At 67.9% G+C, this 22,486-nt stretch carries 23 protein-coding genes, 3 pseudogenes and 1 riboswitch; of the genes and pseudogenes, 17 read left to right on the top strand and 9 right to left on the bottom strand.

The features are described from left to right. The first annotated feature begins 126 nt into the window (after positions 1-126). Entirely contained in the window at positions 127-918 is a 792-nt protein-coding gene (locus AB0L60_RS11680; protein ID WP_364611134.1) for an alpha/beta hydrolase, read from the top strand. Here AB0L60_RS11680 and AB0L60_RS11675 read toward each other — a convergent pair whose 3' ends face one another. Further along, on the bottom strand, positions 919-1,707 hold the full coding sequence (locus AB0L60_RS11675) for a helix-turn-helix domain-containing protein (RefSeq protein ID WP_364611131.1): 789 nt from the start codon (positions 1,705-1,707) through the stop codon (positions 919-921). It lies immediately after the preceding gene. A 288-nt stretch (positions 1,708-1,995) separates the two neighbouring features. On the opposite strand from AB0L60_RS11675, the gene AB0L60_RS11670 reads away from it, so the two are divergent. Genes AB0L60_RS11670 through AB0L60_RS11650 form a run of 5 tightly spaced genes read left to right on the top strand, consistent with a single transcriptional unit; the run spans position 1,996 to position 8,503 of the window. Continuing rightward, positions 1,996-3,177, top strand: a complete 1,182-nt coding sequence (locus AB0L60_RS11670) for a 2-deoxy-scyllo-inosose synthase (protein ID WP_364611128.1) — start codon at positions 1,996-1,998, stop codon at positions 3,175-3,177. 7 nt (positions 3,178-3,184) lie between these two features. Next, on the top strand, positions 3,185-4,486 hold the full coding sequence (locus AB0L60_RS11665) for a DegT/DnrJ/EryC1/StrS family aminotransferase (RefSeq protein ID WP_364611125.1): 1,302 nt from the start codon (positions 3,185-3,187) through the stop codon (positions 4,484-4,486). Then, positions 4,483-5,688 (top strand): GNAT family N-acetyltransferase, encoded by a 1,206-nt coding sequence (locus AB0L60_RS11660; protein WP_364611122.1) that lies wholly within the window; start codon positions 4,483-4,485, stop codon positions 5,686-5,688. The genes AB0L60_RS11665 and AB0L60_RS11660 overlap by 4 nt, the downstream gene beginning before the upstream one ends. A gap of 27 nt (positions 5,689-5,715) precedes the next feature. Continuing rightward, a complete protein-coding gene (locus tag AB0L60_RS11655; protein ID WP_364611119.1) occupies positions 5,716-6,855 on the top strand; it encodes a cytochrome P450 in 1,140 nt (379 codons plus the stop codon). Between the two features lie 28 nt (positions 6,856-6,883). After that, positions 6,884-8,503 (top strand): MDR family MFS transporter, encoded by a 1,620-nt coding sequence (locus AB0L60_RS11650; RefSeq protein WP_364611116.1) that lies wholly within the window; start codon positions 6,884-6,886, stop codon positions 8,501-8,503. 263 nt (positions 8,504-8,766) lie between these two features. Here the strand turns inward: AB0L60_RS11650 and AB0L60_RS11645 are convergent, their stop codons facing one another. Both AB0L60_RS11645 and AB0L60_RS11640 read right to left on the bottom strand, forming a co-directional pair. Then, positions 8,767-8,955, bottom strand: a complete 189-nt coding sequence (locus AB0L60_RS11645; RefSeq protein ID WP_364611113.1) for a hypothetical protein — start codon at positions 8,953-8,955, stop codon at positions 8,767-8,769. 233 nt (positions 8,956-9,188) lie between these two features. Beyond that, a complete protein-coding gene (locus AB0L60_RS11640) occupies positions 9,189-9,398 on the bottom strand; it encodes a hypothetical protein (protein WP_364611110.1) in 210 nt (69 codons plus the stop codon). Positions 9,399-9,528: 130 nt separating this feature from the next. Here AB0L60_RS11640 and AB0L60_RS11635 point away from each other — a divergent pair, with 130 nt between their 5' ends. Together AB0L60_RS11635 and AB0L60_RS11630 are read left to right on the top strand one after the other, a co-directional pair. Then, the gene (locus AB0L60_RS11635) at positions 9,529-9,858 is read left to right on the top strand and encodes a pyridoxamine 5'-phosphate oxidase family protein (protein WP_364611107.1); all 330 of its coding nucleotides are present in this window, start codon (positions 9,529-9,531) and stop codon (positions 9,856-9,858) included. Between the two features lie 102 nt (positions 9,859-9,960). Beyond that, on the top strand, positions 9,961-10,113 hold the full coding sequence (locus tag AB0L60_RS11630) for a hypothetical protein (protein WP_364612043.1): 153 nt from the start codon (positions 9,961-9,963) through the stop codon (positions 10,111-10,113). Here the strand turns inward: AB0L60_RS11630 and AB0L60_RS11625 are convergent. Beyond that, positions 10,076-10,323: pseudogene (locus AB0L60_RS11625) on the bottom strand (MerR family transcriptional regulator). The gene AB0L60_RS11630 and the pseudogene AB0L60_RS11625 overlap by 38 nt on opposite strands. 239 nt (positions 10,324-10,562) lie before the next feature. Here AB0L60_RS11625 and AB0L60_RS11620 point away from each other — a divergent pair. From AB0L60_RS11620 to AB0L60_RS11605, 4 genes and pseudogenes are all read left to right on the top strand, one after another. Then, positions 10,563-10,985 carry an HSP20 family small heat-shock protein gene (locus tag AB0L60_RS11620; protein WP_364611104.1) on the top strand — a complete coding sequence of 141 codons (423 nt, stop codon included), beginning with the start codon at positions 10,563-10,565 and terminating at the stop codon, positions 10,983-10,985. 639 nt (positions 10,986-11,624) lie between these two features. Further along, positions 11,625-11,864 (top strand): hypothetical protein, encoded by a 240-nt coding sequence (locus tag AB0L60_RS11615; protein WP_364611101.1) that lies wholly within the window; start codon positions 11,625-11,627, stop codon positions 11,862-11,864. Between the two features lie 40 nt (positions 11,865-11,904). After that, positions 11,905-12,072, top strand: a pseudogene (locus AB0L60_RS11610) (cold shock domain-containing protein); the annotation flags it as partial. 154 nt (positions 12,073-12,226) lie between these two features. Next, positions 12,227-12,934 carry a PAS and ANTAR domain-containing protein gene (locus tag AB0L60_RS11605; RefSeq protein WP_364611098.1) on the top strand — a complete coding sequence of 236 codons (708 nt, stop codon included), beginning with the start codon at positions 12,227-12,229 and terminating at the stop codon, positions 12,932-12,934. Positions 12,935-13,028: 94 nt separating this feature from the next. Here the strand turns inward: AB0L60_RS11605 and AB0L60_RS11600 are convergent, their stop codons facing one another. Then, on the bottom strand, positions 13,029-14,249 hold the full coding sequence (locus AB0L60_RS11600; RefSeq protein WP_364612005.1) for a helix-turn-helix domain-containing protein: 1,221 nt from the start codon (positions 14,247-14,249) through the stop codon (positions 13,029-13,031). A gap of 277 nt (positions 14,250-14,526) precedes the next feature. Between AB0L60_RS11600 and AB0L60_RS11595 the strand changes: the two are divergent. Next, positions 14,527-14,856 (top strand): annotated as a pseudogene (locus AB0L60_RS11595) (DUF4158 domain-containing protein); the annotation flags it as partial. Positions 14,857-14,893: 37 nt separating this feature from the next. Further along, positions 14,894-15,043 (top strand): hypothetical protein, encoded by a 150-nt coding sequence (locus tag AB0L60_RS11590; RefSeq protein WP_364611095.1) that lies wholly within the window; start codon positions 14,894-14,896, stop codon positions 15,041-15,043. A gap of 98 nt (positions 15,044-15,141) precedes the next feature. On the opposite strand, the gene AB0L60_RS11585 is transcribed toward AB0L60_RS11590, so the two are convergent. Further along, complete coding sequence (locus AB0L60_RS11585; protein WP_364611092.1) at positions 15,142-15,339, bottom strand: hypothetical protein; 198 nt, start codon at positions 15,337-15,339, stop codon at positions 15,142-15,144. A 141-nt stretch (positions 15,340-15,480) separates the two neighbouring features. Next, positions 15,481-15,651, top strand: a riboswitch (M-box (ykoK) riboswitch). 324 nt (positions 15,652-15,975) lie between these two features. On the opposite strand from AB0L60_RS11585, the gene AB0L60_RS11580 reads away from it, so the two are divergent. Beyond that, positions 15,976-16,161 (top strand): hypothetical protein, encoded by a 186-nt coding sequence (locus tag AB0L60_RS11580; RefSeq protein ID WP_364612041.1) that lies wholly within the window; start codon positions 15,976-15,978, stop codon positions 16,159-16,161. Here the strand turns inward: AB0L60_RS11580 and AB0L60_RS11575 are convergent. Beyond that, positions 16,149-16,283, bottom strand: a complete 135-nt coding sequence (locus AB0L60_RS11575; RefSeq protein ID WP_364611089.1) for a hypothetical protein — start codon at positions 16,281-16,283, stop codon at positions 16,149-16,151. The two genes, AB0L60_RS11580 and AB0L60_RS11575, sit on opposite strands and share 13 nt — an antisense overlap. Here AB0L60_RS11575 and AB0L60_RS11570 point away from each other — a divergent pair. Continuing rightward, complete coding sequence (locus AB0L60_RS11570; RefSeq protein ID WP_364611086.1) at positions 16,282-18,033, top strand: NRAMP family divalent metal transporter; 1,752 nt, start codon at positions 16,282-16,284, stop codon at positions 18,031-18,033. The genes AB0L60_RS11575 and AB0L60_RS11570 overlap by 2 nt on opposite strands. Positions 18,034-18,165: 132 nt before the next feature. Here the strand turns inward: AB0L60_RS11570 and AB0L60_RS11565 are convergent, their stop codons facing one another. Then, positions 18,166-18,657 carry a hypothetical protein gene (locus AB0L60_RS11565; protein WP_364611083.1) on the bottom strand — a complete coding sequence of 164 codons (492 nt, stop codon included), beginning with the start codon at positions 18,655-18,657 and terminating at the stop codon, positions 18,166-18,168. Positions 18,658-18,876: 219 nt separating this feature from the next. Between AB0L60_RS11565 and AB0L60_RS11560 the strand changes: the two genes are divergently transcribed. Beyond that, positions 18,877-21,663, top strand: a complete 2,787-nt coding sequence (locus AB0L60_RS11560) for a cation-transporting P-type ATPase (protein WP_364611080.1) — start codon at positions 18,877-18,879, stop codon at positions 21,661-21,663. A gap of 211 nt (positions 21,664-21,874) precedes the next feature. On the opposite strand, the gene AB0L60_RS11555 is transcribed toward AB0L60_RS11560, so the two are convergent. Further along, entirely contained in the window at positions 21,875-22,480 is a 606-nt protein-coding gene (locus tag AB0L60_RS11555; RefSeq protein ID WP_364611077.1) for a V-type ATP synthase subunit D, read from the bottom strand. Positions 22,481-22,486: the final 6 nt, after the last annotated feature.

Here is a 22,486-nt window from a genome sequence, read left to right as displayed (position 1 = left end):
AACATTATTCGTGGTGAAACGCCCGGCCGGGCCGCTCGCGTGACGCATCTCGCAACGCCATCCATCCGAGCTGGAATCTGCGCTACGGTGAGCGCTTCCTGCCGGGTGAAGCGAAAGAGTTTCGGAATGCCGTTTGCGAGCCGCGGATCGGTCAAGATCCACTACACCGATACCGGCGGGCCGGGGCCGGCGGTGGTGTTCGGGCACAGCCTGTTCATGGACCAGGAGATGTTCGCCCCGCAGATGGACGCGCTCGCGCCCGACTACCGGATCATCGCCATCGACTCACGCGGGCACGGGGCCAGCGAGGACGACGAAACCCCGTTCAGCTACTGGGATCTCGCCCGTGACGCGTGGGCGGTGGTGGACGAGCTGGGCCTCGAGCGCGTCGTGGTGGGCGGGGTCGCGCACGGCGGGTTCACGGCCGTGCGCATGGCGCTGCTGGCGCGGCCGCGGGTGGCGGGGCTGATCGTGATCGGGTCGAGCGCGGAGTCCATGACGCCGCAGCGGCGTGCCGGGTACCGCGAGGTGCTCGACATGTGGGCGAGCAGCGCGATCCCGGGGCCCACCATCAGAATGGTGTGCTCGCTCATGATCGGGGGCACCGCCGCCGATCAGCAGCCGTGGCGGGCGAAATGGGCCGCCGCACCGCGCAATCGGATGCGGTTGGCGGGCGAGTGCCTGGTCAACCGTGATTCGGTGCACGAGCTGCTCGGCGACATCGACTGTCCGGCGCTGGTGATCCGCGGGCTGGCCGATCAGGCCACCAGCGCCGAGGAGGTCGCGGAACTGGCTGCGGCGCTGGGCAGTCCGGCTCCGGTGCACACCGTCGCCGGGGCCGCCATGACACCGAACCTCACCCACCCCGGCGAGGTCAACGCGCTGCTGCGGGAGTTCCTCGCCGCCCTGCCGTCCTGATCAGGTCTCGACCAGTCCGAGGAACAGCTGGTGCGCCGGACCCGGCGCGGTCCCGCGATAGCGCTGCACCCGCACGTCGAACACGGTGGCGGTGCGCGGATCCCGCAGCGTGAAGGTGGGGTCGTGGCGGCCGATGTGCACATGTCCCGCGGTCCACAGCCGCCGGAAGTCGGATTGCTCGCCCAGTTCCCGTAGCAGCTGGTCGATCTCGTCGCGGTCGCGGGACCCGGCGGCGTAGGCGCGGAAACGCCCGACCATCAACTGAGCCTCGCGCTCCCACTCCTCGACCACGAGGCGTGCCCGCGGGTCGGTGAACATCCACCGCAGCACGTGGCCGTGCCGCGACAATCCCGGCAGCGCCGCGTCGAAGGCGCTGTTGCACGCCACCACATGCCAGCCGCCGTCGAGGGCCGCCGCCAGATGCGGCAGCAGCGCGTCCAGAATGGTGCGCACCGCGCCCACGGCCGGATCCCCGACGCGCATCGCCCGCGCGGACGAGGCGGCCGGACGCTGCTGGGCCAGGTGGTAGAGGTGAATGTGCTCGGCCACATCCAGCTCCAGCACCGCCGCCAGCGAATCCAGAATGGCCGGGCCGGGATTGAGCGCCTCACCCTGTTCGATCTTGGCGATGTAGCCCAGGCTGGCGTGGGTGGCCTCGGCCAGCTGTTTCCGGGTCAGGCCCGCCGGATGCCGGTCGGTGGCCCGGGCGCGCCGCTCGCGCACGAACTCGGCCAGCGTGGGCGCGCGCAGCCCCTCGGCGGTCGGCAGCCCGAATTCGTTGTCGGCCAACGGCATCCCCTCGAACAGATCAGCGTGCCTCCACCCTAGGTGCCCGCCCCCCGCCGGGTGTGGTGGAACGACGAGCCGGGGTGCCCGGATGCGGTGGTACCACCGCCGGTGGTCGCGGTGCGGAAACCTGTTTCGCGCAGTGGTGCTCGCGAATTCACCTGCTCATGACTGGGGTATCCGAGCGGTTGCCAAGCGGGGAGCTCGCATTCGATATTGGCCGTGCGAGGGACGGCAGCGGCGCCGGCCGGGGAGTCGATGGGCGGCGAATAGCGAGGAGCGGCACCGGAAATGGTCAGTACTTCATTGTCGGGCGACGAATCGGGGCTGCGGTCGCGCCCGATAGTGATCGGGGAACAATCGTTTCCCTATTATTTCGGCCGCGACTGCATCACCGAGATCGGTGCGGCCATCGCCGCGCTGGGCGCGGACCGGCTGGTATTCGTCACCGATGACGAGGTGCTGTCCCGCTACCGCCGTGATATCGACCGGCTGGCCGGATCGATTCCGTCCCTGATCCTTTCGCATCCCTCCGGCGAGTCGATGAAAACGCTGACCTGCCTGTCCGGCCACCTGGAAAACGCTTTGCGCGCGGGCATCACGCGACGGTCGGTGGTGGTGTCCTTCGGCGGTGGCGTACCCGGCAATCTGGCGGGGCTGATGGCGAATCTGCTGTTCCGGGGTGTGCGGCTGGTGCACGTACCGACCACGACCATCGCGGCGATGGATTCGGTGCTCTCGCTCAAGCAGGCCATCAACAGCGAAGTGGGCAAGAACCATCTGGGCACCTATTACGCGCCCGAGGCGGTATTCACCGACGTCGAGTTCTTCACCACCCTCCCCGAACGCGAATTGCGTTCGGGCCTGTGCGAAATGGCGAAGAACTGCCTCGCGATCGACCCGTCCGCATTGGCCGGGTTGCGGGCGGTGATCGGGAACATGACCGCACCGGATTCGCTACTATGGCTGCTGGACGCCAGCATTGCCGCGAAATCCGCGGTCACCCGGGATGACACCTACGAGCGCGGCGCGGGGCTGGTCCTCGAATATGGTCACACCGTCGGCCACGCCATCGAGATCTGCGATCATCGCGTGCGCGGCACGGCGGGTTTGCCGCACGGCGCCGCGATTGCGCTGGGAATGCTGGTGGCCGCGCACATCTCGCACGCGCGCGGGTGGCTGTCCGACGACGAGGTGAGCGTCCACTACGAGATCGTCACCGGTCTGGGGGTGGAACCCGCGCTGCCGGATTCGGTGCGTATCGATGATGTGCTCGCGGTGGTCGCCGGCGACAACAAGAGGGGCTATCTGCCGCCTCGGCCCGATGCGGTGCCGTTCGTGCTGCTGCGCGCCCTCGGCCGCCCGGAGTACACCGGCGACCTGCCGCTGGTGCCGGTGGCGGTGCGCGAGATCCGCGCCGCCCTCGACGTGATCGCCCAGCCGTCGGCGTCCGCGCCGGTCGTGGTCGGGTAGGCCCGCCGTGCTCGCGATACTCGGCGGCCCGCCGGTGCGCTCGGCGCGTGCGTGGCCACGCTGGCCCCAGTACGACAATCGCACCGCGGCGGAACTGCTTGCGGCACTGCACTCGTCGCGTTGGTCGGTCACCTGGTACAGCCCGAAGGGCGGCAAGTCCCGCGAGCGGATGTTCGGGGAGGCGTTCGCCCGCTACAACGGCGCGGACTACGGGGTCAGCGTCGACCACGGCTCGAGCGCCCTGGTCATCGCGCTCGAAGCGCTCGGCATCGGCCCCGGCGACGAGGTGATCGTGCCCGCCATGACCTGGGTCGCCCCGGCCACCGCGGTGCTGCGCGTGGGCGCGGTCCCGGTGCTCGTCGACGTCGATCCCGCCACCGGCTGCCTCACCGCCGGCCACCTCGGCGCCGCGATCTCACCACGCACCAGAGCGGTCATCGTGGTGCACCTGGCCTGTACCGCAGCCGAACTCGACCGGATCACCGCGGTCACCGACGCCGCCGGGCTCGCGCTGATCGAGGACTGCTCGCAGGCGCACGGCACCCGATGGGCCGGACGCGCGGTCGGCACCTTCGGCCAGATCGGCATCTTCAGCCTCGGGGCCGCCAAATCCCTCGCCGCCGGGGAGGCCGGGGCCGCGATCACCGGCAGCCACGAGCTCTACCGGCGAATGCTCATGCTGCGCGCCGACTCCCGCGGATACACCGACGACGGTCCCGCGCCCGGCGAATACGAACTCGTCGAGGACGGCACGGTCATGGGCGCGAACTATTGCATGTCCGAACTGACCGCGGCGCTGCTGCTCGACCAGCTGCCGCGCCTGGACGACCAGCACACGATCCGCGAGACGCGCGCCAAGGAACTCGAAGCGGGACTGCCCGCATTCCCCGGCCTGGCACCCATTCCGGTGCCCGCCCCGGTGGATCGGCGTGCCGTCTACGAATACGGAATCCGTTTCGAGCCCGACACTTTCGGTGACGCCACCGTCGACCAGGTGGCCGCGGCCCTCACCGCCGAACTGGGCACCAGGGTCTACCCGCCGCGCGCGCCCCTGCACCGCAGCGCCCTGCTGCGCCCGCACACCAAACCCCGCTTCGCGCGCTGGTGGGGCGACGCCGTCGAACGTGCCGCCGGTCGTCCCTTCACCGGAGCCGACCACTACCGCGACCACACCCTGCTGCTGCACCACAGCGTGCTGCTGGGCCGGCGCTGCGACATCGACGACATCCTGACCGCGCTCGACAAGGTGCGCACCCACGCCGCCGATCTGCCCGTGCACCCCGCTCCCGACCCGAAAGGCATGGCATGACATCGGAACTCATGGCGGACTGGGAGAGCCGCATCATCGACGGCATCATCACCCGCCGGGCCGTCGAATCGGACTGGGACGAGCTGCGCGGGCGGTATGCCCGCGCATTCGGCGGGGTGAAGACCCACGACTTCGAGGCGTGGAAGCGGCAGTTTCGGCTCGAGGACATCGCGGTGGTCGAGGACGTCTCGATCGCGCGGCAACCGCGCATCGTGGGGACCGCCGCGATCATCCGCACCACGGTGACCGTGCCGGGCGGCGCGCAGTTGTCGGTCGCGGCATGCGCGCAGGGCATGGTCGCCACCACCCACCAGAAGCGCGGCATCTACGCCAAGGTCCAGGCCGAGCTCATGACCATCGCCATGGAGACCGAAGCGGACGTGCTGGCTGCCATGCCCGGCCCGGGCGGCAGCTACGCCTATGTCGGGGTCACGACGCACACCCGGCACCTGCGCATCGACCGTGGACGCGCGAAACTGCGCGTCTCCGAGCGGGATTCGGCCTCGGTGCGCGAGGTCGGGCTGGCGGAATCGGTGGGGGAGCTGCGGCAGATCTACGCGTTGTGGCAGCAGGCCACCCCGGGCGCACTGGATCGCGGCGAATCCTGGTGGGCGAGTGCCATCAGCCCGCAGTCCTTCATCATCGTGCACCCGGACGGCTACGTGATCTACGACCTGGCCGGGAATACGGTGCTGGTCAAGGACTTCTGCGCGCTCACCGTCGCCGCGCACCAGGAACTGCTGCGGTGCCTGCTCGGGCAGGGCGAGTACACGGAGATCCGGATGGACACCGCGCTCGACGACCCCACCCAGCTGCTGCTCGAGGACTCCCGTGCGGCCGCGGTGACCGGGATCGACGCGGGCATGTGGATGTGGATCCTGAACCTGCCCAAGGCCATCGCGTCGCGGGAGTTCCGCGGCGACTTCCACGGGGTGGTCGAGGTCGCCGATCCGTGGGGCCTCAGTTCCGGCGCCTACCTGCTCGATATCGCGGGTGGTCGCGGCAGCTGGTCGCCCGTCGAGGAGGCCGGGGCCGATGTCCGCATCGGTCCGCTGGAACTCACCACCGCCTATTTCGGCGCCCATACCCTCGGCGAGCTCGCGCGCGCCGGCCGCGTGGAGGAGATCGCCACCGGAGCCCTCGAGGCACTGGACCGCGCCTTCACCCCCGCGCGGAAACCGTTCAACACCACGCCGTTCTGATCGAACTCCCCTGAGGACAGCACCGCCATGACAATGCCGCTCCCTCCGTCCATCTGCCCGGTGACCGGGGTCGTCGGATCCGGAGTCACCCGGGTCACCACGCCCACGGGCGATCCGGCCTGGCTGGCCACCGGTTACGAGCTGGTGCGCGACCTGTTCACCGATCCGCGGCTGGGCCGCGCGCATCGCACGCCGGAAACCGCGGCGCGGCTGGGGGAGTCGGCCTTCTCGGGCGGGCCGATCGGCAATTTCGACACCGAGCTCGAGGATCACGCGCGCATGCGCACCCTGCTGCAGCCGCACTTCTCGCCCAGGCGGATGCGGGAGTTGCGGCCGCGGGTCGAGCAACTCACCTCGGAGCTGCTCGACGCGATGGCCGACCAGGGCTCGCCCGCCGATCTGCAGGCCGCGCTGGCCCTGCCGCTGCCGCTGCTGGTGATCTGCGAGCTGCTCGGGGTGCCGTACGAAGACCGGAACCTGTTCCGGGACTGGGTCGACGCGGTCGGCAATGTCGCCGACCGCGCCAAGGTCGAGCAGGGTGTGGCCGAGCTGTTCGCCTACTGCCTGGAGCTGGTCGGGGAGAAGCGGCGCGATCCCGGCGACGACGTCGTGTCCCGGCTGTGCGCGATCGACGGCGTCGCAGACACCGAAATCGCCACGCATGCCATGGTTCTGCTGTTCGCCGGGCACGAGACCTCGGCGGTGCAGATCGGGGTCGGAGTGCGCATGCTGCTGGAGAATCCCGGCCAGTGGCGGCTGCTGCACGAACGGCCCGAACTGGTGGCCTCGGCCGCCGAGGAACTGCTGCGCGCCTGCGACGCCAGCAGCCTGCCCCGGTACGCGCGCAGTGCGCTCGAAGTCGCCGATGTGGAGATCGCGGCCGGTGATCTGGTGCTGCTGGGCATCGCCTCCGCCAATCACGACCGGGCGCTGTTCACCGATCCCGAGCGCGTGGACATCACCCGGCAGGAGGCCGCGCACTTCCTGTTCGGCTACGGCCCCCGCTACTGCCTCGGCGCGCCGCTGGCTCGGCTCGAATTGCAGATCGCCTTCGGGCAACTCGTGCGCCGATTCCCCACCCTGACCCTCGCCGTCGACCCGGCTACCCTCGCCGAGCGGGATGAGGTCTTCACCGGCGGACTGACCGCGCTACCCGTGCGCTGGTGACCACCCTTCAGCACCGAGGACTGACGAAATGGCTCTCGCCACCACCGCTTCCGCGCCCCTGGTCATGACACAGCGGCGCATCTGGCTCATCTTCGTGGCCCTGTCCGCCGGACTGCTGCTCGCCAGCCTCGATCAGATGATCACCGGCGCGGCCATGCCCACCATCGTCGGCCAGCTCGGCGGCGTCCCGCACATGGCCTGGACCACCACCGCCTACCTGCTGGCCACCACCCTCGTCATGCCGCTGTACGGCAAGTTCGGCGACCTGTTCGGGCGGCGCCGGCTCTTCCTGTTCGCCATCACCGTGTTCACGGCGGCCTCGTTCGGGGCGGCGATGTCGACCGGGTTCTGGGAGTTCATCGCCTTCCGGGCGCTGCAGGGCGTGGGCGGCGGCGGGCTGATGATTCTCGCCCAGGCCACCATGGCCGATGTGGTGCCCGCCCGGGAACTCGGCAAATATGGTGCGCCGATGGGCGCGATCTACGGGCTCACGGCGGTCGGCGGACCCATCCTCGGGGGCGAGTTCGCCGATCACCTGGGCTGGCGGTGGTGCTTCTGGATCAATGTGCCGATCGGGTTGGCGGCCTTGATCATCGCCGCACGACATCTGACCCTGCCCAGCAAGCGACCGGCCGTGCGGCCGGACTATCTCGGGGCGGCGCTGATGAGCGTGGGCACCACCCTGCTCATCCTGATCAGCGACTGGGGTGGCAAACGCTACGGGTGGGGCTCGCCGACGATAGTCGCCATGATGGTGACCGTGGCGGTGGTGATCTCGGTATTCATCGGCGTGGAATCGCGAGCCGCGGAACCGATGCTGCCGCTGCGACTGTTCCGCAACCGCACCTTCGCGACCACCTCGCTGCTCGGGTTCATCATGGGGCTGATCATGTTCGCGTCGGTGGCCTTCGTGCCGACATTTCTCCAAATGGCCACAGGCGTCTCGGCGTCGGCGTCCGGGCTGCTGTCGATCCCCATGACCATCGGCATGTTCCTGACCGTGTCCGTCACCCTGGGCGCGGTGACCCGCACCGGCCGCTACCGGGTCTACCCGCCACTGGGCGTGGTCATCATCGCCGCCGGCATGATCTGGATGACGCGCCTGGACGCACACACCCCGGCGTGGGTGGTGTCGGCGATGCTGTTCGTCATCGGGCTGGGGCTCGGCATGGTCATGCAGCTGCTGGTGCTGCTGGTCCAGAACGCCGTTCCCGCAACGGATGTCGGGACCGCGACGAGTGCGAACAACTACTTCCGTGAGATGGGCGGCGCGCTGGGCGTCGCCATCTTCGGTTCCATCTTCACCCACCGTCTCACCGGCAATCTCGACGCCGCCTTCCGGGCACACCCGCGCGAGGTGCTGTCCACCGGGGCCAACCCGGCGGCACTGCCGCCGGCGGTCGTCAACCACCTTCCGGCGCCACTGCGCGATGCCATCGTCGGGGCCTACGCCCATGCGCTGGTTCCGGTATTCGCCTACCTGCTCCCCGGCCTGGCGATCGCTTTCCTTGTGGCCCTGCTGATTCCACACATCCCGCTGGCGGACGTATCCGGCCTGGTGGCCCGCAAGGAAGCGGTCCACGACGCCGACCGCGATCCGCGCGACGAGAAGGAACCCACGACGATCCTGGGCACCCCGCCCGCCTGACCCTCTCCCGCCGCCCATTTCTGGGACCGCCTGATGGTGAACATCGGCATCGTCCTGATCCTCCCAGCCTTCTACCTCAGGTTCCTGAAGAGCTAGCAGAGCGGGTGTCGGGGGCGCCGAATCGCGCACCGAGACCCCAGGTCTGGAATCCGTCGACCGGCCACACCGAACCCGGTGCGGAGACGCCACGCCAGCACAGGACACACGCTGGACGACCGGCCCGGAAGTAGCCGATCGCCGGCAATCGAACCGACGAAACTCGGTCAGTCTGCGTGCGGGCCGAGTTCCTTGTCGAAGCCTTCCTCGACGCGGGTCAGGAAGTCGGCGATCAGAGTGAGTTCCTCGACCGTGTAGGCGGACAGGGCGCGCCGCCAGGTGCCGAGGAGGGGGCCGTAGAGGGGGGCGATGTCGGCCCGAGCGCGGGCATCGTTCAGGTGGATCAGGACACTCATCTCCCGCGGCGACACCGCCAAACTCGATCCCCCCGCCCAAACCTGCACTCAGGGCGATTCCGCTGTAACACTACGTTTCTGGACCATTGCCGACTCAGGCGATCACCAGATCTCGACCATGACCGGCGCCGACGCCAAGGGTGAACCCATCATGATCAACAGCGAGCTCACCCGGGACTGAGGGATGTTTTCACCCTCTCACGGCCCCCAACCGACCGGCGGCCACCCATAGATCAGACGAGTTCGACCTCGTCGAAGCGGACGGTGAAGCTGTGGCGGCGTTCGCGCAGGACGCCGCCCTCCCGGTGGACCAGGCCTTCGCTGAAGTCGATGCGTAGTTCTTCCCGGTGCTTGTCGACGGTGCGCACGACGCCGCAGATTCCGATGAACGGCCCCTCCTGGAAGTACACGACGTCGCCCGGACCGAATTCGGTAAAGCCCACGCGGCCACAGTAATCCACGCAGCTGTTCTTCGCGTGTGGGCGCGCTGGCGTGGTCGCCGCCGTTGCGGCCGACCGATGCGACATGGTGGACCGATGGCCACCTGGAGAGAGTTCGAGCAACCGCGCCGCCGTGCGGGCCAGGTTCGAGGCGACCAGACACCACGTGCTGGCGACCATCCGCCACGACGGCGCACCCCGGGTCAGCGGCACCGAGGTCGAGTTCACCGAGGAGGATCTGACATTCGGATCGATAGCCGATGCCGTGAAGGTCCGCGACCTGCAACGCGACGGCCGCTGCGCTCTGCACGCCAACCCCGGCGACGGTTCCATGGGCGGCGGCGACGGCAAAGTTTCGGGCATCGCGGTCGAAATCCCGGTGCGGGACGGCAATTCGTTCCGGCTCGATATCCGAGAAGGGGTCCCGGTAGTAGTCGTGCGGAAAACAACGACAATGGCTTGACCAGCAACGATGCGGAGCTTCCGGTTCGGGCTGCGGGGCATTGTGTTTGGTGCTCGGCTTGGCTGCCGATGAGGTTGGTCGGTGTGCTGGAGGTCGGGTTTCGTGGCGATGCAGGTGTTCGCGGACGAGGAGTTGCTGCGTCTACGGGAGTTCCCGGATATCAACCGCGAGGAGTTGTTCCGGTACTTCACCCTCACCCCGGCCGACATCGTATTCATCACCCCTGGCCGCGGAGTTGGTCGCGTTCGGCGGTGAGCGCGGGGTTGGTGTCGCGCAGCGCGGTGTTGACGTCTTCGAGGTCAAGGATCCGCGCGATCGCGACCAGGTTGATCCCCTGCCCGGCCAGTGCGGCGATACGCGCCAGGCGCGCCAGGTCGTCGTCGCTGTAGCGACTGTGCCACCCGCGCTGCGGGCCGGGGTCAGAAGCCCGTGCTGCTCGTACAGGCCCAGCGAATGCGCTCCCATCCCGGCCAGCTCGGCGGCCACCGAGATCCCGTACACCGCCTGCCCCGGACCAGGCCGGTGACCGGGCGGGTGATGGTCGGTCGATCCGGCAGCATCAGGCTCTCTCTCGTGCTCTCCAGATTACCTCACCACCATGCTTGCACTCTTCTCAGTAGAGTGCTAAAACAAATCTCAGCCAGATGACACAAGTTATCTGAGTTTCCTTCGATCGAGAATGGAGTGAATGGGAGGTGGCGACGATGCTGATGCGTACCGATCCCTTCCGTGACCTGGATCGCCTGACGCAGGCGGTGTTCGGCACGCCGGCGCGGCCGGCGGTGATGCCGATGGACGCCTGGCGTGACGGCGAGGAGTTCTTCGTCGAATTCGACCTGCCCGGTATCGATCCGGACTCTCTCGACCTGGATGTCGAGCGCAATGTGGTGACCGTGAAGGCCTCGCGTCCGGAGCTGGATCCGGGGCGGTCGATGATCGCCGCCGAACGCACCCGCGGGGTGTTCTCCCGCCAGTTGTTCCTGGGTGACAATCTCGACACCGACGCGATCCGCGCCGACTACCGCGACGGCGTGCTACGCCTGTCGATCCCGGTCGCGGAGAAGGCCAAGCCGCGCAAGATCGAGATCACCCGCGCCGAGCCAGACCGTCAGGCCATCAACGCCTGACCCCCGCACCCCGCACGGCGACGATGGGGGTCCGGTGATGGCTGCGCCGACCAGCACCAGCGCCACGGAAACCTCGTGGCCCGATGCGCGCCTGCTCGCGTTGGATCCCGACCTCGAGCAATTGTTCGCCGAGGTCGAGGAGATTCTGAGTGCCGCTGCACCCCGCGCCCCGCGCTCGGGGCCGAACCCGAACCCGGCGCCGCGGTCACGCCGGTCCGGGCGGGCGCGCGCGGGGCGGCCCGCCCGCCTGCACGGCCGCAGACCGGGCCCGGTCTCACCGGCTCCGCGCGGTCCCCCGGGCCCGGGCGCCGTGTCGTCCCGAATCCGAGATCGTCAGCGTTGCAGGAGGTGATGCCTGTCCCCAAAAGCACAACCGATCCGCGCGGGAGGCGGGAGCGCGTCGACCCCCGACCCTGCACCCGGCACCAGTCCCGGTCCGAGACAGTCAGGACGGGCGTGCACAGCCACTCGAGGTGGCATCGCAGGCACGGCGCGTCGTTCCCGCCCCGCGCGGGCTTCACAACACTGCGTCAAATTCCTTCCGTCGACGGGTGAGCCCGGTCAGTTCGAGTCTTCCGGGCTCACCCGGCCCTTTCGCCGAATCGACTCCAACGATGGACATCCGAGGAGGGGACCGCCATGACCAACACCGCGACCTTCGCCCCGGCAGGCAGCGACTTCGACCGCGCCGAACAGAACACTCCCGTCCATGACAGCGACCGCGACGCCGGCCCCGACACCACCGCGCTGCACCCGCCGGCCGAACGGGTGCGCGCCGCCCTCGACGCCGCCGAACTCACCGACCGTTTCGACCAAGCCTGGATCACCCCACTGGACCTCGATGACGACTATGACCATGACTGCGGCAACACCGACTGACCTCCCACACACCAGCGGCAGGGGAGAACGACCGCGCTGGCAGCACGGCCAGGTCGCCTGGTTCAACACCGAGAAAGGTTTCGGGTTCCTGACTCCCGATACCGATCCCGCGGTGTTCGTCGACTATCAGGTGATCGACGTCCCCGGCTTCGAAACCCTCGTCGCCGGACAGCCGGTGGTGTTCACCGCCGCCGACACCGGCCGCGGCCCGCCGATCATCGCCTCGACGTGGGCCACATGCTCACTACCGCAACCGATTCCGGCGACTCACCGGTGGTGCACTGTCCCGATCCCAGCCCCCTGCGATCCTGGTGGAACACCATCATGGCTCCCACCCAGCCGCCGAATGCGACACTGAGGCCATGACCGAGGACGACCGCGGCACCGGTGAAGCGGTGGCGGCGTCGGTGGAGAAGGTGGTCGGCGCCGGCAACGCACTGCAAGCGGGCTGGTTCCGGTTCCACTTCGCCGACCAACGCTGGGAATGGTCCGACGAGGTGGCCCGCATGCACGGCTACACACCCGGCGAAGTAACCCCGACCACCGAACTGCTGCTGTCGCACAAACATCCCGATGACCGCGACCGAGTGGAAGCGGCACTGGTCACCTCGGTGCACGATCACGCCCCGTTCTCCAGCCGCCACCGCATCATCGACACCCACGGCACCGAGCACCACGTCGTGGTGGTGTCGGACTCGATCACCGACGACACCGGCGCCGTGGTCGGCACCGAGGGCTACTACATCGACCTGACCGACCGCGACGCCGCACAAACCCACGCGATCCTCGACGACCTGCTACCGCAGATACTCCAACACCGGGTGGTGATCGAGCAGGCCAAAGGAGCGCTGATGCTCGCCTACGGCATCAGTGCCGAGCAAGCATTCCGGGTACTGGTATGGCGGTCGCAGGAAACCAACATCCGCCTGCGTGATCTGGCGACCCGGCTGATCGGCGAGATCGCCACCATCCAGATATCACCGGCGACACGCTCGCAATTCGATCACCTGCTGCTGACCCTGCACCAGCACACCTGTCGCCAGCCCGTCGAACAGAGCCTCGAACCCTGAACTCCGGCCCGCGCGGCGGTGTCCCGTTAACCGAACGGCCAACCGAACAGCTTCGGCGATGCCGCGCGGTCTGCGCGCGGGTTTGTCGCCGCGGTCAGTCCGAATTCGGCCGCAGTACCGCTGCGCCGTACCAGTGGCAGACCAGCAGCGCCAGCTCGACGTCCAACCGGTCGTCGTCGGTGATCGGCCGCCCGCGTCGCGAAACTGCCCGCCCGACCCGGTATTTCACCGAATTGGAATGTAGATCGAGCTGCGCGGCGGCGGCCTTGTAGCTGGATCCGGTGCGCAGGAACACCCGCAGCGTCTCGCGCAGCCGGGCATCGTTGTCGTTGTCGGCGGCCAATTCGCCGAGCACCTCGCTCACCCATTCGCCCACCTCCGCGCGGTCGCCGAGTAGCGCCGCGGTCGATAGCCCCGGATCGCTCGCGGCGATGATTCTCGGTTCGACGTTCCCGCGGGTGAGCGCGACCGAGCGTGCGCGCAGCGCATGCCGATGGGACCGGCGGAACCCTGATATCCCCTGGCCCATGATGCCGATCGCCAGACGCGGTGGGTCCGGCCGCTTGCTCGCGAAATCACGGACCTTGGCCACCGCATCGGGCTGCTCGGACCGATAGGGCAGCCAGGCCCATGCGCTCGTCCGGTCAGCGGCCCCGAACAGCGGCGCGGCCGCGGTGCCGACCGCCTCGGCCAGCTCACGGACGAAGCGTTGCAGCCGGGTCAGCTCGTCACTACCCGCGCCGGTGTCGGGATACCACAGAATCAGCGCCAGGTGATGCCAACGCAGCGGGTAGTGGATGGATTCGGTCGCGGCATCGATATCGACCGGCTTACTACCGGACAGCACCTCACGCACGAGCAGCGCGTGGGCGCTGTTGCGGATCTCGAGCCACTGCTCGCGCTCGCTCTCGTACACCGTGACGACCTGCATGGTGATCCAGTCGATGTATTCGAACGTCGCGGTGGTGATCGCCTCCGCGACCGTGACACCGTCGGCGGGTGCGATAGCGCTGGCCCGCAGTTCGGCGAAGACCAACTCGGTCATCCGCCGATGGCCGACCCGATAGGCACGCACCAGGGCCTTGACCGGAATTCCATGCTGGGCAAGGCGTCTGGCGTATTCGATGGCCGCCGTGGGAGCGTTGATCCGTGCGACGGGAATGTCGTGCTGCAACGCGTGCAGGATGGTGTCGACATTGCCTTCCACGCTGGCGCCCAGCAGTTCGACGGTGCGGGCGTCGCCCCGCAATTCGGGGATCTCGTCCTCGAGACCGCGCCGCAGGATCGCGGCGATATCCGTCACCCGCTCGTTCATGCGGGCGGCGATCTCCGCGACATAGCGGCCCACATCGACATCACCGCCGCGACGAGAAGTCGTCACACCCCAACGGTAGTTACTGCGCCGTTGCCGCGCGGGAAATCGCCAACCTGTTCTCCTGGCACAACACGGGGTTCCGGTAGTAACGGCGCAGAGAACGACGAAGTTCGTGTAGCTGCTGGTCAGGCGGCGTCGTGCGGTTTGTGGTGCGGGGCAGTGTGATTGGTGCTTGGCTGCTGGCGAGGGTTGATCGGCAGCGTGGAGGTTGGGGTTCGTGGCGACGCGGGTGTTCGCGGACGGGGAGTTGCAGCGTCTGCGGGAGTTCCCCGAGATCGGCCGGGAGGAGTTGTTCCGGTTCTTCACTCTGACCCCGGCCGATCTTGCGTTCGTGGCGCCGCGCGGGCGGGGGCCGGCGGTGCGGCTGGGGCTTGCGGTGGCCTTGTATACGTTGCCGTGGCTGGGGTTCGTGCCGGACAAGGTGGGCGCGGCATCGGCGGTGGTAGTGGCCCGGTTGGCTGATCAGCTGAATGTCGATGCGGCGCAGCTCCGTTCGTACGGGAGGCGGGCGCAGACCCGCACCGAACATCTGCGGCTGGTGGCGCAGTCAGATGCGCCGTGCGGGCCGGCGGATCGATGACGATGTGCTCGCACACATCAGCCCGGCGCACAGCGAGAACATCAACTTCTTCGGTGCGATCGAGGTCGACATCGAGGTCGACATCGACGCCGAACTCGCCCGCCTCGGGCCGACCGGGTACCGGCCGCTGCGTGTCCGCGACACCCTGTTCTGACCGGCTACCCGGGGCCGGGTCCACCGGGCCGGAACCCGGTTCCTAACCCGGTGTCGGCGCGGATCAGCCGTGTGCGAAGACGACCGGGTGAGCCCAGATCACGTGCTTGATCTCGGCGGGTGTCGCTGTTTGTGGCGTGGCCGTCGACTTCCTCGCCGGTTCGTCGACAACACCCACACCAGCAGCCCCGCCAGGATTGCGAGGCACAGCCCGGTCCCGACCCAGATCTCGGTCTGGCTGTAGGCGGGGACGGTGTCGGGGTGTTCGGCGGCCCAGTTCACCGCCATGGTCGTCATGCCTCCCAGTGTGCCTGTATCGCGCCTGCGCGCGAATACTGAAGTGAAAAAACATGTACGGAATCGGCTTTCCGGCAATGACATCCATCACGACATAGCCTGGATTTGACTTGACGCGCTTCAGGGTTCAATATTGGTCGGTCAGCACCTCGCTAGGCGAGGCTCCTGTACGAATACAGGCCACTGATCCGACGACGTCGAGAGACGCCCAGGGTTAGGACAGATCTCCCCGGATTAAGGGGTGATCCGAAGTGGCTTCCCGCGCAGCGGGATACGTCGTGCAGTGCCGAAGCTCTGAGAGAGGGGTGCCCGCAACGTCGCTGGTCGCGATATTGTTTCCCCTCCGCTTGGTGCGGCGCCCCGTAGGTGTGGTCGACGCGCGCGTGCGTCCTGGCGGCAAGGAGGTGAGGGACGAATGAGTTCCGGCGATAGTCCGTATCCGAGCCCGGTTCGAAAACCATTGTCGTTCCCGGCTTGCCGCGTGCTGAGCGCTTCCTGATTTCTTTATCGTTCGTCGGCTGATTCGGCGACCGTCTATTTTCGTGTGCCCGAAATGAGGGGGCCGACGAGCATTCGAGAAGTCTGGTGGCCTTCGGATATTTCGTGGCGGGCCGATTCTGTGAAAAGAGTTTCCTCATGGCCGTCATCGCATTCCCGCGTACCCGTACCCCGCTGACCGTGTTGTCGGTGCTCGGCGACTCGGCGCGCCGAGTTCGCGCCCGCCACACCCTGACCGAGTCCGAGCGCGCGAACCTGCGTGTCGCTCGCTCCCGGGTCGCGGTCTACACCGCCTCGCTGGGCGGTCACCCCTACCACGCGTAGGGCTCTTCGCGGTCGCGGGTCAGCGACCGCAGCTGTTTGTTCTCGGGAACTCCGGTCGCCGCCGCGCGCCGGAGTTCCCGTCCTGCCTGATGAATGATGAGGAAAGCGAGGGAAGAGGTCATGGCCTTCTTCTCCCACGGCGCTGGACGCCGCACGACCACAGCCACCACCGTGGACACGGCGTCACCGCCCCCCGGCGCGGTCATGGACAGCGCACACGTCGGCGATATCGTCGGCGCGCTTGGCTCCATCGGCCAGCACGACACCCTCGAAGGCCGCAGCCGCTGGCAGCGCTTCAAGATGCTGCTCGCCGTCATTGGCCCCGGTCTGATCGTCATGGTCGGCGACAACGACGCCGGCGGTGTCGCCACCTACGCCCAAGCCGGACAGAACTACGGCATGGCCCTGGTCTGGACCCTGGCGCTGCTGATCCCGGTGCTCTACGTCAACCAAGAGATGGTGGTCCGACTTGGTGCCGTCGCCGGTGTCGGCCACGCGCGCTTGATCTTCGACCGCTTCGGCAAGTTCTGGGGCGCGTTCAGCGTCGGTGATCTGTTCATCGTCAACGCGCTGACCATCGTCACCGAGTTCATCGGTGTGTCCATGGCCTTGGGGTATTTCGGTCTGCCCAAGGCGATTTCGGTGCCGTTGGCGGCGGTGTTGTTGTTCGCCGTGGTCGCCGGTGGGTCGTTCCGGCGATGGGAGCGGTTCCTGTTCGGGCTGATCGCGTTGAACATCGTCATGTTCCCGCTGGCGTTCATGGTGCACCCGAGCGTGAAAGACACCGCGCACGGATTCATCCCGTCGTTCCCGGGCGGGCTGAACTCGACGCTGCTGCTGCTCATCGTCGCCATCGTGGGCACCACCGTCGCGCCGTGGCAGCTGTTCTTCCAGCAGTCCAACATCGTCGACAAGCGCATCACCCCGCGCTGGATCCGCTACGAGCGCATCGACCTGTGGGTCGGCATCGTCGTGGTCATGGCCGGGGCGATCGCCATCATGGCCGCCGCCGCCTTCGGTCTCGGCCCCGACACGATGGGCACCTTCACCGACGCCGGTGCGGTCGCTACGGGCTTGAGCGACAACATGGGCAAGACCGTGGGCGCGCTGTTCGCGATTCTGCTGCTGGACGCCTCGCTCATCGGCGCCAACGCGGTCGGGTTGGCCACCACCTATGCCCTCGGCGACACCCTCGGCAAGCGGCACTCGCTGCACTGGAAGATCACCGAAGCACCGGTCTTCTACGCCGGATACGCCGCACTGCTGGCCATCGCCGCGGCGGTGTCGTTCAGCCCCGACCACGTGCTGGGCCTGCTGACCCAGGGCGTGCAGGCACTGGCCGGGGTGCTGCTGCCCTCGGCCACGGTGTTCCTGGTGCTGCTGTGCAACGACAAGGCCGTGCTGGGTCCGTGGGTGAACACCGTCAAGCAGAACATCGTCGCCGGGGTCATCGTGTGGTCGCTGGTACTGCTGTCACTGGCCCTGACCGCGGCCACCTTCTTCCCCGACCTGACCACCACGACCCTCGAAATCGGGTTCGGTGCCGGGGTTCTCGTCGGCGTGCTCGGCGGAACGGGCATGCTGATCTCCTGGCAGCGCGGCAAGCGCCGCGAAACCGAGCGCACCGCAGCCGAACTCGGCAACCTCGACCCCGACCAGGTCGAAGAGCTCGACTCGACCCCGCTGACCCGCGCCGAACGCAAGGCCATCCTGGCGGCCGACCGCGACACGTGGCGCACCCCGGCACTCGACACCCTCGAGCGGCCGGTGTTCTCCACCGGGCGCATGGCGGGCATGCTCGCGTTGCGCGGCTACCTGCTGCTCGCCGTGATCCTGGTCGGCGTCAAGGTCTTCCAGTCCATCACCGGATAGCCAGTACCATCCCGGCCTCGGTGTCGGCATGCTCTGCCGGGAGTGTGCCGACACCGAGGCCGGGTACCACCGAATCAGCCTCGGCTGAGCTGAATAGCCTTGACCGCCAGCAGGATCGGGAAACCATGGCCTTTACAGCTCGGGTTGGCTTCGCGATTCCCAGGTCCGCTGGGCATCTCGGATCGTCTCCAGCAGGTCGCGAATCTGCTTGTCCTGCTGTTCGAGGTGTCGATGGATGTCCAAGGTGGTGGTCAGGATCGCGTCACTGTCGTTGTAGGTGGCCTCGGCCCGTTTGTCGGCGGCCGCGGCCAGGATGTTCTGGCCCACGATGATGATGCTCAGGAGCACGAGCTGCAGGAACGTCTGACTGATCCACGAGACCAGGATGACGGGATTGCCCGAACCGATCGCGGCGGGCAGCGACACGAAACTGAGCGCGGCGAATGCGTACGCACACCACATGGTGCCGACGCCCTTGGTGATCACGACCGCCAGGTTCGCGTTGAACCGTGTGTACCACGCGGAATCCGGTGGCGCCGCGGCCACATCGGTGGTCTTCGGCGGTCCGGCCTGCTTGCGTTCGGCGATGCGCGGATGCGGGGTGTAGTGCAGGGGTTCGGACATGCCCCACAGCCTCGCACGGCGATGCAGAGCCACCGGATCCGATTCGGCGACGGCCGCTGGCCGCTACCCAGCGGTGGATCCGATCTTGGCATGGGTTGGTTTCCGGTCCGGGTGATCCGGTCTTCGAAGGTCAGCGGGCTTTCGTGGTGTCGTTGGTGCTGCGGCGGGCTTGGAATGCTTCTGTCGACTTGTGCTTACCGCGGGGTGAATATGGAGAGGGTGCGCAGCGTCCATGCCGAATGGGTGACGCCGGCTGGGTTGAATCCGGAAGAGGCGGCGGATCGGCTCCTGCGTGATCTGCGTAGCGGCCGTCGGGGGTTGACGAGCCGGGAGGCGGAGCGGCGTCTGTTGCAGTACGGGCAGAACGTGCTGCGCAGGCGCGGCGGCCGGCAGTGGCCTGGTGCCCTGGCCCGCCAGCTGACCCATCCGCTGGCACTGTTGCTCTGGTTGGCAGCGGGTTTGTTGCTGATCGTGGGCTCGCATGTGGTGGCTGCTGCGGTGGTGCTGATCATCGTGCTGAACGCAGCGTTCTCTTTCGTTCAAGAGGTTCAGGCCGAGCGGGCAGTGGAGGCCCTCGCCAAATATCTGCCTCAGCGTGCAAAGGTCTGCCGTGACGGTGAGGTTCGCGAGATAGACGCAGCGCAACTGGTTCCCGGGGACATCGTTGTGATCGAGGAGGGGGATCGCATAGCTGCCGACATCCGCTTGCTCGCCGGTGCTGTTGAGGTGGACATGTCGGCGTTGACCGGGGAGTCCGTGCCGACGGTGCGTTCGGCAGCGATGGTCGAGGTGAACGTCCCCCTGCTCAGTGCGCACGACTTGGTCTTCAGCGGCACCAATTGCACCGGCGGGCAGGCTCGGGGGGTCGTGTTCGCCACCGCAATGTCAACCGAGATCGGTCGGATCGCCGCGCTGTCCGAGCGCGTCAAACCGGAACCGAGCCCGCTCGAGCGCCAGGTTCGCCGTGTCGCGTGGCTGATCGCCGCGGTGTCGGTGATCCTGGCGGTGGCATTCATCCCGGTCGCGACGCTGGCAGCCCATCTGACCCTGGTCGACTCACTCGTGTTCGCCGCCGGCCTGCTGGCTGGCATGGTGCCAGAGGGGCTGCTGCCGGTCATCACGTTGGCCCTCGCGGTCGCGGTGCGGTCGCTGGCCGCGCGCGGGGCATTGGTCAAAAGGTTGTCCGCGGTCGAAACGCTCGGCTCGACCGATGTCATCTGCACCGACAAGACCGGAACGCTCACCCAGAACCGGATGACCCCGGTGGCCGTGTGGACCGCTCTGGGGCGGCTGGACCTCGACCCGAATGATCCCGGTCGTGGGCTGGATCGGCAACTCGGGTCGTCGCCGCTGTTCGGGGCGCTGGCACGGACCGCGGCCGCATGCAACAACGCGCGACTCGACCACGAGTCAGGACCGACAGGTGACCCCACCGAACTCGCGGTACTGTCAGCGGCGCGCGCCTTCGGCATCGACATCGACACTCGACGACGTGAAGCACACCGGCGCTGGCAGTTTCATTTCGACCCGGAACTGAAGCTGATGTCGACCATCGACGAACGCAGCGACAAGGTACTGGCCGTGCACACCAAAGGCGCGCCCGAGGAGCTGCTGCCTCGGTGCACCCGATTCCTCGACCAGCACGGACAGACCACAGCACTCGATGCAGACCAGCGCGAGCGTGTGAACAAGGCGGTCAACAGCTTTGCCGCCGAAGGACTTCGCGTGCTGGCGTTCGCCGAACGCGAACTTCCCGGTGACCGGAGGCCACCACATCGCCGCCCGGACGCCGAACATGATCTGTGCCTGACCGGGCTGATCGCCATGCTCGATCCGCCGCGCCCCGGTGTCGCCGACGCTGTCGCGCACTGCCGCACCGCGGGTATCCGCATCATCGTGATCACCGGTGACCATCCGCTGACCGCGGCCGCGGTCGCCGCACGCATCGGAATCACTGGCGCACATCCGACCGTCGTCACCGGCGATCAATACGACGAACTCGGCGAAAACGACCTCGCCGCACTCATTCGAGAGCAACCGGAGATCATCTTCGCCCGCGCCTCACCAGAAGCCAAACTTCACATCGCCGAGGCACTGCGCCGGGACGGACACGTCGTCGCCATGACAGGCGACGGCGTCAACGACGCCCCCGCACTGCATCGAGCCGACATCGGTGTGGCGATGGGACGGTCCGGCACCGATGTCGCCCGTGAGGCTGCGACCATGGTGCTCACCGACGACGACTTCAGCTCCATCGTCGCCGCGGTGCAGTCCGGGCGCCGCATCTACGACAACGTCCGCAAATTCATCATCTACATCTTCGCCCATGCCACACCCGAAACCGTGCCGTTCCTGGTGTTCGCGCTCGGCGGCGGCGCGATCCCGCTGCCACTGACAATCATGCAACTGCTGGCTTTCGATGTCGGCAGCGAAACCCTGCCAGCTCTGGCACTCAGCCGAGAACCGGCCGAACCCGGGATCATGTCCCGCCGCCCTCGTCCCCGCACCGAAGGCGTCATCCGCCGGCCCATGCTCATCCGCGCCTGGCTGTTCCTCGGTCTGATCGTCGCAGTACTGCAAATGAGCGGGTTCTTCTACATCCTCCACACCGCAGGCTGGCATCCCGGCCTACCCACCGGCCCCGGCACTCCGCTGCACCACGCCTACCAACAGGCCACCACCATGACCTTCCTCGGCATGATCGCCGGACAGATCGGCACCGCCTTCGCCGTCCGCACCCAACGCGCCTCGCTTCGCTCGATCGGCGTGTTCAGCAACCGCTACCTGCTGGCCGGCATCGCGGCGGAGATCACCCTCGCCGCCGTGTTCGTCTACGCCCCACCAATGCAGTCGCTGCTCGGTACGACCCCCCTCCCCGCCACCGACCTGGCGTTACTGCTGCCCTATCCGCTCGTCGTCTGGGGAGCCGACGAAATACACCGCTACCTCCTACGGCGGCGAGACCGCCGCCGGAACGACCCAGCCACCGACGGATTCGTCAGATAGGACAAGCATCAAGGAACTCCTGACAACGACAACCAAACGCCAAGCCGAATGCCCGACCGACCGACCGGATCGTGCGGGCGCAGCCGGCCGGCTGCCTCCATCTCGATCGTCATCGTGGACTGCCCGGTGTTGCGGAGCGAATCCGCCGAATCGAGTGCCCGGCGGTAGTGTCCACTTGGTGATAGGCCCATGGCGAACTGCCCTCGGCCGATTATCGGGTTGCGCGATTGCCCTCGAGGACGCGGCCCAGGCGCACGCGGTCGGCGCGCTCCTGTTCCTCGAGCGCGAATTCCAATTCCGCCTCGGCGGTTCGCAGCGCGGGGATGCGGCGGTAGCGCAGACCGCGCACCCGGATCCGGGTCGCGAGTACTTCGCGGTCGATGGCCCGGACCGCGGCGGCGGCGGCCGCGTAGCGGACCCCGGCGGCCAGCGCCTCGCAGTGCGCGGTCCGGGCGGCGACCAGCGCGGCGCTGCCGGTGATGGTGTCCCGGAAGTCCTGTGGCAGCAGGCAATCCACCCGATCCGGGTACCGGGCTCCGGCCAGCACCGTGGTCGACACCTCGACCCGCGCCGGGGGAGCGGCGGCCAGCTCGAGGGAGCCCCGGCCCCCGAGCAGGACCGCGCGCGTGTGCCGTCGCACGGCCTCGCGGTGGGCGGACTCCCACTCGTGACGGGCTTCGTCGCACAGTGCGGTCAGTCGCGCAGCGGCCTCGTCGAGGGCGACGAGCTTGCGATCCAGCAATGCCGCACCGCGTTCGGCGACGGCCAATCGCTCCCGTAACCAATAGCGACCGGCCCTTCCCGGGGGGATACGCATGGCGGA

This window comes from Nocardia sp. NPDC051981 (assembly GCF_040680715.1).
Lineage (GTDB): Bacteria > Actinomycetota > Actinomycetes > Mycobacteriales > Mycobacteriaceae > Nocardia.
This window is presented reverse-complemented; position numbering and strand designations above follow the sequence as displayed.